Source organism: Chryseobacterium sp. 2987 (genome assembly GCF_031456375.1).
Taxonomy (GTDB): Bacteria; Bacteroidota; Bacteroidia; order Flavobacteriales; family Weeksellaceae; genus Chryseobacterium; species Chryseobacterium vaccae.
Genome location: NZ_JAVDUN010000002.1, coordinates 351,242 through 366,235 on the forward strand (window position 1 = coordinate 351,242; position 14,994 = coordinate 366,235).

Annotated in this window: 13 protein-coding genes; 5 read left to right on the forward strand and 8 right to left on the reverse strand. The window is 37.5% G+C overall.

The genetic code is table 11. The features are described 5' to 3' along the window. Positions 1–111 precede the first annotated feature (111 nt). The 6 genes from J2Y40_RS06630 to J2Y40_RS06655 form a co-directional block, all read right to left on the reverse strand. Entirely contained in the window at positions 112–2,472 is a 2,361-nt protein-coding gene (locus J2Y40_RS06630) for a choice-of-anchor L domain-containing protein (protein ID WP_153399435.1), read from the reverse strand. 217 nt (positions 2,473–2,689) lie between these two features. Next, on the reverse strand, positions 2,690–3,220 hold the full coding sequence (locus J2Y40_RS06635; protein WP_153399434.1) for a DUF1003 domain-containing protein: 531 nt from the start codon (positions 3,218–3,220) through the stop codon (positions 2,690–2,692). A gap of 10 nt (positions 3,221–3,230) precedes the next feature. Further along, a complete protein-coding gene (locus tag J2Y40_RS06640) occupies positions 3,231–4,001 on the reverse strand; it encodes a TIGR02757 family protein (RefSeq protein ID WP_394349967.1) in 771 nt (256 codons plus the stop codon). Positions 4,002–4,008: 7 nt separating this feature from the next. Next, positions 4,009–4,923: a ribonuclease Z gene (locus J2Y40_RS06645; protein WP_153399432.1), complete on the reverse strand. Its 915-nt coding sequence runs from the start codon at positions 4,921–4,923 to the stop codon at positions 4,009–4,011. Between the two features lie 166 nt (positions 4,924–5,089). Next, the gene (gene rdgB, locus J2Y40_RS06650; RefSeq protein ID WP_394349966.1) at positions 5,090–5,677 is read right to left on the reverse strand and encodes an RdgB/HAM1 family non-canonical purine NTP pyrophosphatase; all 588 of its coding nucleotides are present in this window, start codon (positions 5,675–5,677) and stop codon (positions 5,090–5,092) included. A 38-nt stretch (positions 5,678–5,715) separates the two neighbouring features. Beyond that, positions 5,716–6,546, reverse strand: a complete 831-nt coding sequence (locus J2Y40_RS06655; RefSeq protein WP_153399430.1) for a CPBP family intramembrane glutamic endopeptidase — start codon at positions 6,544–6,546, stop codon at positions 5,716–5,718. A 110-nt stretch (positions 6,547–6,656) separates the two neighbouring features. On the opposite strand from J2Y40_RS06655, the gene J2Y40_RS06660 reads away from it, so the two are divergent. From J2Y40_RS06660 to J2Y40_RS06675, 4 genes are all read left to right on the forward strand, one after another. Continuing rightward, positions 6,657–7,346 carry a hypothetical protein gene (locus tag J2Y40_RS06660; protein WP_153399428.1) on the forward strand — a complete coding sequence of 230 codons (690 nt, stop codon included), beginning with the start codon at positions 6,657–6,659 and terminating at the stop codon, positions 7,344–7,346. Between the two features lie 10 nt (positions 7,347–7,356). Continuing rightward, complete coding sequence (locus J2Y40_RS06665; protein WP_309997929.1) at positions 7,357–8,073, forward strand: hypothetical protein; 717 nt, start codon at positions 7,357–7,359, stop codon at positions 8,071–8,073. Positions 8,074–8,134: 61 nt separating this feature from the next. Continuing rightward, a complete protein-coding gene (locus J2Y40_RS06670) occupies positions 8,135–9,730 on the forward strand; it encodes a peptide chain release factor 3 (RefSeq protein WP_153399424.1) in 1,596 nt (531 codons plus the stop codon). Between the two features lie 472 nt (positions 9,731–10,202). After that, entirely contained in the window at positions 10,203–11,153 is a 951-nt protein-coding gene (locus J2Y40_RS06675; protein WP_153399422.1) for a DUF4349 domain-containing protein, read from the forward strand. Positions 11,154–11,442: 289 nt separating this feature from the next. Here the strand turns inward: J2Y40_RS06675 and J2Y40_RS06680 are convergent, their stop codons facing one another. Both J2Y40_RS06680 and J2Y40_RS06685 read right to left on the reverse strand, forming a co-directional pair. Beyond that, positions 11,443–11,808 (reverse strand): hypothetical protein, encoded by a 366-nt coding sequence (locus J2Y40_RS06680; protein WP_153399420.1) that lies wholly within the window; start codon positions 11,806–11,808, stop codon positions 11,443–11,445. Positions 11,809–11,830: 22 nt separating this feature from the next. Then, positions 11,831–12,970 (reverse strand): acyl-CoA dehydrogenase, encoded by a 1,140-nt coding sequence (locus tag J2Y40_RS06685; RefSeq protein WP_153399418.1) that lies wholly within the window; start codon positions 12,968–12,970, stop codon positions 11,831–11,833. Positions 12,971–13,213: 243 nt separating this feature from the next. On the opposite strand from J2Y40_RS06685, the gene J2Y40_RS06690 reads away from it, so the two are divergent. Next, positions 13,214–14,992 (forward strand): long-chain fatty acid--CoA ligase, encoded by a 1,779-nt coding sequence (locus J2Y40_RS06690; protein WP_309997935.1) that lies wholly within the window; start codon positions 13,214–13,216, stop codon positions 14,990–14,992. Positions 14,993–14,994: the final 2 nt, after the last annotated feature.

The window sequence follows — 14,994 nt, forward strand, 5'->3', positions numbered from 1 at the left end:
ACATTATCATTAATACATTTTTATTTATTTTACAATAAAAACTTCCTTTATTTTGAAATCCATAAAAAAAGCTGGCATATTAGCCAGCTTCTGTATATATAAAACATGTTATTACTCGATATTCTTAAGCAGGATCCAGCCTGTTTTCACGGTTAGCTGCTTGCTTGCAGGATCCTCAAAGGTCACCTGATACCAGTAAGAAGCGGTAGGAAGACGTTTCCCCTGGAAATAACCATCCCAGTAGGTTCTTATTTTCTCTGCTTTAAACACTTCTCTTCCGTAGCGGTCAAAAACAAATCCTTTGAAGTCTTTATAATCACTCACTCCGCTGAAGTCTATGATATCGTTCACTTTATCTCCGTTAGGTGTGATTACATTCTTCATGACAAATGTAAAGTACTCTAAATATCCTTCACAGCTTGTATTTTTCACCTTAACACGGATGGTAATTACTTTGTTTTTAGGAACATTGGTAAAGACATTGGAAGACTGCCATGTAAAGCCATTGTCTACTGAATACTCTAATGTTCCATTACTTGGATTGCTCGCGGTAAGAACCATCGTTCCGCTGTCGTTATAATCTACTTTGATAATCTGCGGCACTACTGCACGAATTACCTGGGCTTTAAATTCTTTAGAACATACACCATTGCTGATCTTTACCGTATATTCTCCAGGCGTCCCTACCGTAATTGCCCGTGTGGTTTCTCCTGTATTCCACTCATAGGTATATCCGGGACCGGCACCTGCATCAAGAAGAATCATATCACCTACGCAAATATGACCGCCTTTTAAGGTGGAAACAATAGCCGGAACTACTTCAATGGTTATTCTGGCAGGCTGCAATGATTTACAACCCTGAGCACCAATTGCATACACTGTATACGTAGTGGTTTGTGTTGGGCTTACTGTTCTTACACCTACTTTTGACGAGGTATCATCCCATTGGTAAGTCACTCCTCCGGAAGCAGTAAGAACTAAAGTTTCTCCGGCACATATTTTTACTTTTGGAGCATCAAGCTGAACTACCGGTGTTTCTTCCCGTCTTAAAGTAAGGGTAGCCGTTTTACTGCAGAATCCTCCATTTTTCACCACAACATAGATCACCTGATTATCGGTTCCGTTATAGTTTGTAAGATTGGTAATATAATTGTTATTCTGAGCTGCTGCATCGGTCTGGCTGGCATAAAAACGGTATGTAGCTCCAGCCGTAGTACTGATCAGAGGTTTGGCATCTTCCAGATTAAAAGTACTCGCAGTAGGAGTCGCACAAAGTTTCATGGTAGCACTCTGTACGAGAGGGGAAGTTCCGCCAACAATGATAATACTTGCTTTCTGGCATTCTGTAGTCCCTACATAGGTTCTGACTTCGTAAGTTCCGGGTGAAGTTGCTACATAGGTAGGATTGGTTGCATAAGGAATGAAATCTCCATCCTTATACCATCTATAAGTTGTTCCCGGAGCTGCTACCACCTGTGCTTTTAGAGTCCGTGGAGTATTATCACACATGTTGATTGTTTCTCCAAGCGGATTTCCGTTTTCGTCAACAATGGTCATCCCGATATCAAAAGAGCCACCCTGAATAAATACAGCGGAATCATATCTTTGATCTGACGCATCGGCCAAAACCAGTTTAAAGTGATACGTCTGCCCCGGAATAACGGTAGCAGTCGCCTTAAGAGAAATGGTTCTTCCAATAAAGTTGGTTTCTATTGAAGGGTTATTCAAGCCTGCGAAATATTCTTCGTTCTTTGTTTCATCATCACATCCAACTCCTTCCGGAACGATATTGGTTACACTTACAGGCCCCCCTCCGTTGGGAAGAATGGCAAGGTTGGTATACGTAGGATCTCCTGCTTTTTTAAGAAGAAGCGCAAAGCTGTCTGCAAAATCCCCACAAGGATATCCGCTTGTATATTCTTCTGAAGCAAAAAGATAATTAAATTTTACCTGAGTGCTGTTGGGGACGAAATCAAATTCTACCGTTACCACATCTTTAAGATCAACAGGAGGATTAACAGCAGCTACAAGGTCCGGATCATTCAATCCCCCTCCTGCAACTTCATCCGATAACACACCGGATTCAGGACCGTTCCCTGCTTTTCTTGCTTTTCCGGCAACGAGAACAAGACCATCCGTAAAAGGAAAATTGGTCGTTCCTTTGTGAAAATATCCCCATGCTCTGTCTGCATCTGTGGGCAGCTGATTAGGGGAAACCGTTACATTGGTTACATTCGGCACAGCGCACTGCGAACCTCCTGCAATCAGTACTTTCTTTACAAGATCCTCTATGGTATACCCTGAAGGAGCATAAGTAGGTACATTTACATCTATAAATGCGCCTGCTTTCTTACTTTCTGCTGAAAGTTGCTTTTTTGCAGGATTTTTACGTAAATTTTGTCCAAAAGCACCGGCAGATATGAATAGCAATACCGAAAATAAAAAGTATTTTTTTAATCTATAGCCTAACATTTTATTCTTGTTTGTCCAAATTTAGCAAAATATTTGAACTATATCACATTTAAGTGGATTTCGTTTGCTTTTTTTAACAACTTATCACCTAATATCTTATATTACTAAATATTCCACAAATTTAGTAGAGATTATTTTTTAAAATCAGAAAACAAAAAAAACAGACCCGTCTAGAGGCCTGTTTATCATTTATCATTACTGAGATTTACCCAAGCGGTTAATCTTTCTTCAGATCTTCAATTTCATTCTGAAGCTGGGCAATAATATCTTTTAATGCTTTAATCTCATTTTTATTTGAACTTACATTGCTTTTGAGCATCACATTTTTCGCTCTTTCATTGTGGTCTTCATCTTCTTCATCTTCATTAATTTCTTCAATGTCTTCCTGAATATCTTCAATATCTTCGTTGATCTCTTCAATGTCTTCGCTGATTTCCTCGATATCTTCACTGATCTCTTCAATATCCTCCTGAATATCCTCAATATCTTCCTGGATATCTTCTATTTTTTCATGACTTTTATTTACAGACATCTGAATGAAAATAGCCAGATAAATAGCCTCTAAAGAAACCACTGTGGTAAGAATCAGCAGCATTTTATCAAATTCAACCAGATGAAGCAGTGGCAGGAGGAAGGAGATCACAAAAAATAAGGTATGAGCAATCAGTGACGGAATAGAACCTATCCACCATGTAATTCCGTTTGCAATTTTTTCTAAAACCTCTGTTTTTTCACCGTATTTCTTCATCCTTTTTCGTTTATAAAAGTTCTTTGGTCACTCCCAGTCCAAATAAAGCAAAATCATATTTGGCGGGATCATTTTCATCAAATTTTCTGACAGCAGTATCTAACTCTGCAACTGTTTTCCAGTCATTTTGTGTCCGCTGGATTAACTCCAGTTTCCTCGAAATATTTCCGGTATGGACATCCAGTGGAATAGACAGATATTTCTGATCGATATTTTCCCATATTCCAAAATCTACGCCATGTTTATCTTTTCTCACCATCCACCTCAGAAACATAATGATTCTTTTAGCGGAAGAGTTTTTATAAGGTGAACTGATATGCTTATGACTTCGGTGCTTCTCTGTTTCAAGAAATCCATGTCTGAATCTTTCGATGGCATGCAGAAAACTGGTTTCCTGATCTTTCAGCATAAACAGATTTTCCAGGCTTTCATTTTCTTTATAAATCCTGCGGAACTGTCGGATGAAATAAGCAAAATCTTCACCATTGAACGTTCTGTGAATACTTTTATCCTGAAAACTTTCCAGATCTTTCTCTGTGTGGCTGATGACGAAATCATATGGAGAATTCCCCATGATTTCAAGCATCTTTTCCGCCGATTTAATGATTGATTTCCGGTTTCCCCAAGAGATGGTTGCTGCCAGAAATCCTGCAATTTCTACATCCTGTTTTAAAGAAAAACGGTGCGGAATCTGTATAGGATCATTTTCTATAAAATCGGTAGTGTTATAACGGTCTGCCTTTTCGTCTAAAAAACTTTTTAACTCTTCAAAATTCAGCATACTGATCTTAAATTTTTACGCTTTCCAGCGCTTTTGGCAGAAAAGAATTTGGAAAAACAGCTCTTGCCTCATCGGTAAATACTGTCAGATCAGCATATCTGTTGGAAAAGTGTCCCAAAATTAATTTTCCTACCTGCGCTTTCTGAGCAATCATTGCAGCTTCCAATGCTGTAGAATGTCCTGTATAATCTGCCATTTCTTTCAGATCGTGAAGGAAGGTAGATTCATGGTAAAGAACCGTTACATTTTTAATGATCGGAATCACACTTTCCAGATAACGGGTATCGCTGCAGAATGCGTAAGAAACCGGAGGAGCAGGATCTACAGTAAGCACTTCGTTTTTAAGAACATATCCATCACTAAGCACGAAATCTTTTCCTGCTTTGAGATTATGATAATCACAGGTTTCTATTTCACTGTATTTGGCAATTTCCTTCATATTCAGATGTCTTTCTTTCGGTTTTTCCCTGAAAAGATAGCCATTACAATAGATTCTGTGGTCTAAAGGAATGGTGTATACCTCTACCCTGTTGTCTTCATAAATTTTTTCTGAATAGTCTTTATCCAGTTCATGATATACGACTTCAAAACCACGATGGGTTTCTGTAATCTGAAAAATAGTTTCCAGCATTTTCTTGATTCCTTTCGGGCCATAAACATGGAGGGGATTTTCTCTCCCAAGCAAACGGAATGAAGCAATCAATCCCGGCAGCCCAAAACAATGATCACCGTGAAGATGCGAAATAAAAATATGGTTGATCTTTGAAAACCTTGCTTTGGCTTTTCTCAGCTGTACCTGTGTTCCTTCCCCGCAATCAATCAGGAAATGTCTTTCTTCTATTTCCAGCAGCTGGGCTGTGGGTGAAGAATTAATGGTAGGAATTGCCGAATTAAAGCCTAATATCGTTAAATAAGTACTCAAATCAATAGTTTATTATAAACAAATGTACGACAAGAAAATCGAAAAATAATTCTTTATCATGATACTTCTGTGTTTTTATATTTCCCGGCTCCATAAAAAAAGGAAATTCCCCACCAATGGAAGGGAATTGTATATTATCAGCCAGCATTATCTTAAAGATCTGATATTAATCTTTTACTTTTAAAAAATCCAGAAACAGATCCAAAGCCTGTTTGCGGTGGCTTATTTTATTTTTATCTTCAGGATTCATTTCAGCAAAGGTTCTGTCGTATCCTTCAGGAACGAAGATCGGATCATATCCAAATCCTTTATGTCCTTTATTTTCTGTTAACAGATTTCCATGAACTTTTCCTTCGAAATATTTAGCTCCATTTTCGTCATAATAACAAAGAACTGTGATAAAATAAGCTTTTCTGTTTTCTGTTCCTTCTAACTCACTTAAAACTTTTTCTATATTTTTAGCAAAATCATGGTCTCCTGCATAACGGGCTGAAAAAATTCCGGGTCTGCCGTCCAGTGCTTCAACAGCCAGTCCGCTATCATCTCCCAGACTTGGAATCCCTGTTTTTTCAAAACAATATTTTGCTTTGATCAGAGCATTGGCGCTAAACGAGTCGCCGTCCTCTATAATTTCCTCATGAATAGCATAATCCGTAAGGCTTTTTACTGTAAAATCATTTCCCAGAATTTGCTGGATCTCTTCTTTTTTATGCTCGTTGTGTGTAGCAACCAATAATTCCATATCTATATTCATTTTTACTTAATTTTCTTTTTCCCGATTCTCTCTGCCTATTAAATTTCAGCGTAATGTACTTTATATTTTTTTGTAAAAAGATAGTAAAATAGTGAAAACAACACGATTCCCACCATAAGTATTACCCATTCCGGGATTTTAAATGCTTCTGCAAAGCTTTCATTTTTAGTATAGGTTATAAGCAGTGATGAACACAGGTTGTTAAAAGCATGCAGCAGCATAGGCAGCAGCAATGATTTTGTTTTATAATACACCAATCCCAGAACGCATCCCAGAAGCACTGCCCCTACAAACTGCCATGGGTTTCCATGAACCAGGCCAAAAATTACTGAAGCATAAAAGATAGCTCTTTTAGGGTTTACTCCTTTATTCATCAATCCTTTCTGAATAATCCCCCTGAAGATAATTTCTTCAAAAATAGGAGCCATGATGACCGTCATAATGATCATCATGATGGGTTCAAAAGTAAGCTGGTTCATCAACTGAGAGAAAAATTCATAGTATTCTCCCCAAAACGGACCTGTTGTAGGAATAAGTGAAGTGGTAAATTCTGCAATGAACATCATTCCGATCATCATAGGAAAAATCAGAACGTAAGTATAGAAGTTGGTTGTGGAAAAATTAAAATTAAGCTTCTTTCCCGTGGAAGGTCTTACAATAAAAAAATCAAAGAAAGCGATTGCTGTCAGAAAACCGACTGCATTGGTTATCATAAGGTACCATTCTTTAAGTTCCAGGTTTTCTTTGAAAACTATTTTCCAAAAAAGATTAAAAAAAGAAACAGACATTGTCCCTATAAATAATCCTGCCAGTAAAACAAGACCTCCGATCCATGTGAAAGTATACTTCGGATATCTGCTATTTTCCATTCTATTTCTGTAAAAAATTTAATAAAAACAAAGATAATTTTTTTGCCACCCTTAAGCAACTAAAAAAGGAAATACTTATTTTCGTCTGTTCTTGAGAAGCATAGTGAAAAATGAACCAGAAAAAACTTTTCCCGGCAGTTGAATCCAAAATCAGTGTATTGACGACGTGGCTTGTCAACGGGCTTCTGTATGGACTTCTTCTATTCTGTTTTGTTATTTTCGGAGCACTTCCTGTTTATGGAATTTATAAAAGAGGATGGGAAAATACAACAGTTCCGATAATCATCTGTCTTCTGATTTTATGTTTTATCTGGGCTCCTTCTGTCTGGTTTTATGGTATGAAAAGAAAAAAGATGGCTAATAAAATTGTGATTGATGATAGTGGTCTCTTCCATTACAATGCCCATAATGAGGTTGTGACCAGAATATTATACACCCAGCTTGTTTCTTCAGGCCGGGATTTTGACATTACCACCATCAGTACTTCTAAAGGCTTAAAATCCCTTCTTGAATTTCATGTACAGGATGAAAAGGCAGATCATGTGGTGAAACAGATCGAAATGAGCCTGCCTATGCATGTTGTAAACAACCGTTATCATTTGTATGCTCACTTTCTGAAAGGAATTTCAACGTTCCGGCCGGATCTGAAGATTGATCCGAAGGTTTTCCGGGACTATTCAATTGACAAAGAAACCTGGCAGGTATTTGATAAAAGCTCAACCTCGCTTTTGCTTCTGATGTTTTTAGCTGTATTTTTAACTGCCGGATTATTGATCTGGCTGGTGATGGTATTCACTTAATGGATTAATTATGCAGGAAAAGTTTGCCACTCTGGAATCGGAAATCAACCGGCCGCTGACTTATTTGGGAATCGCCCTTGTCTGGGCCGTGATTATTGCAACCGCTGTTGTGATACTTACCCTTTTTTATGAAGTCTTGGACTATGGATTTACCAGTTACCTTTATAACAAGCCAGATCAGTTTTTTATTCTCCTTATTGCAGGAATTGTCCTTATTGCTGTTTCTGTATTTCTTATAATCTACATGACCAAAGGCAGAAAAAATGATTACCACAGAGTGGTTGTAGATGAAAAAGGAATAGGTATGTATAATGTTGAAAACAGACTTATTTCCTCTTTACAATATTCTGACCTCTGTTCATCCAACGACAGGTATCTTTCTGATGTAAGCAGCAGAACCGGTTATCAGCCGTATTTCACACACTCGCTCCTTGTTTTTAAGTATGATAAATCCGGAGGAACGGTAATGAGCCAGATCAGTTTCAATAACAATTATTATAGTTTCAAAAATAAATATGAGCTTTACCGGCATTTCCTGCTGGGTGTACAGACTTTCCGGCCTGATCTTAAAATAAACAGTCGGACTTTGGAAGAATATCTGACACCGGAACCCCCTCCTTCCCCAAAATTTGGAAAATTTGAATGGATAATAACAATGGTAGCTTTTGCCATTGTTATCGGTTTAATCTATGTATTTTACTTATTTATAGGTTTATTTTCAAAATAGAAGTTCATCAGATTTGAAAACCTCGTAAAAAATCACGATTTTTGTAACTTCAAAATACGATATGTCAGACTTAATCAAAGAAATACAAAAAAGAAAAACCTTTGGGATTATCTCCCACCCGGATGCCGGAAAAACAACTCTTACTGAAAAGCTTCTTCTTTTTGGGGGTGCTATTCAGGAAGCAGGTGCGGTAAAATCCAATAAAATAAAAAAAGGAGCCACCTCCGACTTTATGGAAATTGAAAGACAGAGAGGAATTTCTGTAGCAACTTCCGTATTGGCATTTGAATATAAAGGCCATAAGATTAATATTCTGGATACTCCTGGTCACAAAGACTTTGCTGAAGACACCTACAGAACCTTAACTGCCGTAGATTCTGTAATTGTTGTTATTGACGTTGCAAAAGGGGTCGAAGAGCAGACTGAAAAACTTGTTCAGGTGTGCAGAATGAGAAATATTCCTATGCTGGTTTTCATCAACAAGCTTGACCGTGAGGGTAAGGATGCTTTCGATCTTCTGGATGAAGTAGAACAGAAACTGGGATTAAGTGTTGTTCCGCTTTCCCTTCCGATTGGTATGGGAAGTGACTTCCAGGGAATTTATAATATCTGGGAAAACAACATTCAGCTGTTTTTGGAAGAAAAGAAGCAGAAGGTTGGTGAAACGATAAAGTTTGACGACATTAATGATCCTTCTATTGATGAGGTAATCGGGGAAAAAGCCGCTCAAACATTAAGGGATGAGCTTGAACTGGTACAATCCGTATACCCGGAATTCAGCCGTGAAGATTATATGAAAGGTGATTTACAGCCTGTTTTCTTTGGTTCTGCTTTAAATAATTTCGGAGTGCGTGAACTTCTGGATGCCTTTATTGAAATTGCGCCGATGCCGCAGCCTAAGGAAAGTGATACCCGTATTGTGAAGCCTGAAGAAAATACCTTCACAGGATTCGTTTTCAAGATCCACGCGAATATGGATCCTAAGCACAGGGACAGACTTGCTTTCGTAAAAATTGTTTCCGGAACATTCAAAAGAAATGAAAATTATTTATTGGTAAGAGAAGGAAAAAAAATGAAGTTCTCTTCTCCAAACGCATTCTTTGCCGACAAAAAAGAAGTGGTAGATGAAAGTTTCCCGGGCGATATTGTAGGTCTTCATGATACAGGAAGTTTCAGAATCGGGGATACATTAACCGGTGGTGAAAAGCTAAGCTTTAAAGGTGTTCCTAGCTTCTCTCCTGAGCATTTCCGTTATATCAACAACAACGATCCGCTGAAAGCCAAACAGCTTTCCAAAGGTATTGATCAGTTGATGGATGAAGGTGTAGCCCAGTTATTTACCTTAGAAATGAACGGCAGAAAGATCATCGGAACAGTAGGTGCCCTTCAGTACGAGGTAATCCAGTACCGTCTGGAACATGAATATGGAGCAAAATGTACCTATGAACCGCTTTCAATGCACAAAGCATGCTGGGTAGAAGCAGATGAAAAATCTGAAGAATTTAAAGAGTTTGCGAGATTAAAACAAAGATTCCTTGCGAGAGATAAGTACAACCAGCTGGTATTCCTTGCTGATTCTTCATTCACTATTCATATGACGCAGGAGAAATTCCCGAATGTGAAACTGCATTTCATCAGTGAATTTCAGAATAGTTAAATAAAGCTTTAAAAAGCTAAAACATAATAATCCGTAGAAATTTTCTGCGGATTTTTTGTTTGTTGGGAAACTAAAGGACACAATTTATTTTTTATACCATCTAAAATAAGGTGCAAGATTATCTCCGATAAAATTGTATACCACATAATCAAGCCTAAATCTTTGCTAAAAATCTTTGATTTTTTTACGCCTTAAAAGCAGCATGATAGTTTAAAGTCCTTGCGGCTTTGCGCTTTCCAACATATAAATAGATTGGTTTTTCTCTCGCGAATCTGGCAGATTGGACAGGTCTTTTATTACAACATGTAATTTTCTTAATCTTTTTTCCATCCGGCAGCTTTGTAAATCTTTTGTAAAACAAATACAAAGTGCTGAAAATCTGAATATTGAAATTTTACCAGTATAATACATTCTATTTACAAGCGCTACAAAAGATCCGGTCTTAATTTTACTTCATCAAAAAATTACTATTATGAAAAAGTTCATATTACTAGCAGCAATATCTCTGACATTTATTACCTGTAAAAAGGGAGAAACGGCACAATCAAAAATAGAAGGTGCTGTTCATTCAGCAGACAGTACTGCTTCAGCAATGACAGAAACAGCTAACTCAATAAGTAATGAAGCTGGAAAGCTTATGGATTCTGCCAATGTAAGAATAAAAGATTTTGACGATACCAAGGAGGATATTCAGCAGAAAATAGAAAATACAGCAAAAACAGTAGATTCTTTATCAGATAAAATCGCGTCTGCAAAACTGACATCTAAAACGGAGAAAAAAGATTCCACGGAAAAGAAATCTGAGAAGATTGTAGTGAATGTACCGGCTCCAAAAGTAATTAAAGAAACCAAAGTTGTATACAAAGACAAACCTAAAAACGACAGTTATGAGCTGGCTGTAAAAAACAGACTGGTGAAATCCGGAGAACTGTCCATAACAGCTGATAATACTGAAACGATAAAAGATGTTATTAAAGAAGAAACGATAAAAAACAACGGTTTTGTAAAAAGTGAAGCGCTCTCTTATGTTGCTTCTGAATACTCAGACAGACAATCTTCTGAAGAAGCCAACGAGAAATCATATTATATGGAAATCAAGGTGCCTATCCGGAATTTTGATAATCTGATGGATGATCTAAGTAATATTGGAACGATTGAAAGTAAAAACATCCAGGCTTCCGGAGATCATTACTCAGATAATACGATATGTACTATTGCAGTAACACTTACTGATAAAGCCTATGGGAAAGAATCTGAAACTTTCGGAGGGAAATCAATGGCAGCTATTTCTTCAGGCTGGAATGTGATTACTTCTATTTTCCTTTTCCTTCTTCCACTATGGCCACTGTTCCTTATTGCCGGTATCGGATATTATTTTTATAAAAAGAGAAACAAAAATATTCCTGATAACAATTCACATTAGATTTTTATAGTCCGTCTCCTGAGGCGGATTTTTTATTGTTTATGATCGTAAATTTCAAGTGTATTTCAACTCCTGTATTTTTTAATATTATTTTAATAAAAATCAGCGATCCGTACAGTCTGTTCTTTCTATATTTAACTATTCATAAAATGATGTTGAAACAAACAATAATATTTTATGATCTGTTTCAAATATTGGGTTTGCCCTGTTCTCATAATCGGGGTAAACTATAAATATATTATAAAAAGTGGTTTGTAATGCAAAGGCTCCCTTTCAGGAGCCTTTCATTTTATTTCATATTCACTACTTTATCTACAATAAACTTTGTATTTCCTCTCCACGGAAGCGTTCCGTTGTATTCCTTATAATGAAGATCAAAAGTTTTTCCGCTGTTGGTTTCCAATTGCTTGAAAATTTCAGGATCTTCTACAGAAAATTCAAACTCATAGCTCGTTACCGTGCCTGTTTTTCCTCTTCCGAATCCTTCCTGAATCAGCTTTCCTTCATAGGTTTTGAAGACATAGCCTTTTTTCATGGCGTAATTCAGATATCCGGACTTTACTCCTTCTCCGAAAACGAAGAAAAATTTATACCATACAAATACTCCTATCAGCAAAAGGACAACTCCGAGGGTGATCCACAAAGATTTTTTCATAAGCAGTGTGTTGATGTTATTTTTATTTTGCGATGCTTCTGGAGATCACAATTTTCTGGATCTCAGAAGTACCTTCATAGATCTGCGTAATCTTCGCATCTCTCATCAGTCTTTCTACGTGGTATTCTTTTACGTATCCGTATCCACCGTGAATCTGTACAGCTTCAATGGTAGTATCCATAGCCACCTGAGAAGCGTATAATTTTGCCATTGCACCACTTTCAGAGATATCTTTTCCTGCATCTTTCTCACAAGCAGCTTTGAAACATAACATTCTTGCTGCCGTGATCTGAGTAGCCATATCTGCTAATTTGAAAGCAATTGCCTGGTGGTTGATGATTTCTGTTTTGAAAGCTTTTCTTGTTTTTGCATATTTTAAAGCCAGTTCATAAGCTCCTGATGCAATTCCTAAAGCCTGAGAAGCAATACCAATTCTTCCTCCGTTAAGTACTGCCATTGCAAAGTTGAATCCGAAACCGTCTTCACCGATTCTGTTTTCTTTCGGAACTTTTACGTTATTGAAGATCAAAGAGTGCGTATCACTTCCTCTGATTCCCAGTTTATCTTCTTTTGCTCCGATCTCGAAACCTTCCCAACCTCTTTCTACGATGAAAGCGTTGATTCCTTTATGTTTTTTCTCAGGATCTGTCTGTGCAATGACGATATAGTAAGAAGCAGTTCCACCATTCGTAATCCAGTTTTTAATCCCGTTTAAAAGATAGTAATCTCCTTTATCTTCAGCTGTTGTTTTCTGAGAAGTCGCATCAGAACCCGCTTCAGGCTCAGATAATGCAAAAGCACCAATTACCTGTCCGCTTGCAAGAGGCGTAAGATATTTTACTTTCTGCTCTTCAGAAGCAAACTTTTCAAGACCTGCACATACCAATGAATTGTTTACAGACATTACCACTGCTGCAGAAGCATCTATTTTTGCGATCTCCTCCATTGCCAGAACGTAAGAAACGCTGTCCATACCTGCACCACCGTATTTAGGATCCACCATCATTCCTAAAAGTCCCATTTCACCCATTTTCTTCACCTGTTCTGTAGGGAATTTCTGGTCGCGGTCTCTTTCAATAACTTCAGGTAATAGTTCGTTTTGCGCAAAATCTCTTGCAGCCTGCTGAATCATCAGCTGTTCTTCGGATAAATTAAAGTCCATAAAAAATAATAATTAGATAGCCGTAAATTTACACTTTTTGGCGAAATCTGAAAATAGAATCGGTAATTAGAAATCTGTAAAAAAGATGAAACTGTGTTTTTAATATTCCTGAGATCCTGAAGAAGCTTTACGGATTTATATATTATGGCAGGCATTCAATTAATTTTCAATTAGTCGTTTCTGCTATCTGCAATTAAAAAAAATGCTTATATTTAGATTTCTTTAAATATTACTTAAAAAATCATGACGATAAAGAGATTATTCGATATTCCACATTACGCTTTAGAAAAATTTCCTAAAACGGATATGTTTGTGACCAAATATCAGGGTGAATGGAAAAAAACTTCAACACAGGAGTTTATCAATGAAGGCAACAAGATATCCAGGGGGCTTCTGAAGCTGGGTATAAAACCTGGTGACAAAATTGCTTTGATCACAACAAATTCCCGTACGGAATGGGCGATTATGGATTTCGGACTATCCCAGATCGGGGTAGTTTCCGTACCTGTTTATCCGAGTATTTCTCCTGAAGATTACGAATTCATCTTTAATAATGCCGAAATACAATACTGTTTTGTCTCAGATAAAGAGCTTCTTGCTAAGGTAATGAAGGTAAAACATAACATTCCTACTCTACAGGGGATCTTCACTTTCGATACGATAAGCGGAGCAGCTAACTGGAGAGAAATTCTGGATCTTGGTGAAGATGATTCAACACAAATTGAAGTTGAGGATCTTTCCAATGCGATCAACGCTGAGGATCTGGCGACTATTATTTATACTTCCGGAACGACGGGAAGACCAAAAGGGGTAATGCTTACCCACCACAATATTGTTTCCAATGTTTTAGGTTCTGTTCCGAGAATTCCTAAGAAAAATAGTTTAGATTATAAGGATACCCGAGTTCTGAGCTTTCTTCCGATCTGTCATATTTTTGAAAGAATGCTTTTCTATCTTTTCCAATACAACGGTTTCTCCGTATACTTTGCAGAAAGCATCGATAAGATGGGGGAAAACGTGAAAGAAGTGAAGCCTCATTACATGAGCGTAGTGCCAAGACTGGTTGAAAAAGTATACGACAAAATCTATAATACAGGGTCTTCAGCCGGCGGTCTTAAATCAAAAATATTTTTCTGGGCGCTGAATCTTATCAATAAAAAGAAGGAAGTTTCCAAGCCTTCCGGATTACAGCAGATCATTGCTGACAAACTGGTATTTTCTAAGTGGAGAGAAGGTTTGGGAGGTGAGATCATTACATTGGTTTCTGGTTCTGCAGCTTTATCTACACGATTAAATCTGATGTTCCAGAACGCCGGAATTCCGATTCTGGAAGGATATGGTTTAACGGAAACGTCTCCTGTAATCTCTGTAAACAGTGTGAATAAAATGAAAATCGGAACGGTAGGCCCTCCGTTGGATAATCTACAGGTAAAGATCCAGGAAGATGGTGAAATTACGGTAAAAGGACCTTCTGTCTTCAAAGGATATTTCAAAAATGAAGAGATGACCAAAGAAGCCTTTACCGATGACGGATTCTTTAAAACCGGAGATATTGGCCACATCGACAGTGAAGGTTTCCTTCAGATCACAGATCGTAAAAAAGAGATGTTTAAAACATCCGGAGGTAAATATATTGCTCCTCAAACCATTGAAAATTTAGCCAAAGCTTCTAAATTCATCGAGCAGATCATGGTGGTAGGTGATGGTGAGAAAATGCCATGCGCATTGGTACAGCCAGATTTCGAGTTTGCCAAGAACTGGGCGATGAGAAATAATTTAAATATTGGTTCTACTCCGGCAGAAATTGCTAAAAGCCCTGAACTGAAAGCAAGAATTGAAAAAGAAATAGACGGCATCAACGAACATCTTGGAAACTGGGAAAAGATCAAAAAAATTGAGCTCACTCCTGAAGTTTGGGGCATTGACGGAGGTCTGCTTACTCCTACCCTGAAGCTGAAAAGAAAAGCCATTAAAGAAAAATTTATTGATCTCTACAATAAAATGTATGAGCATCATGAATGATA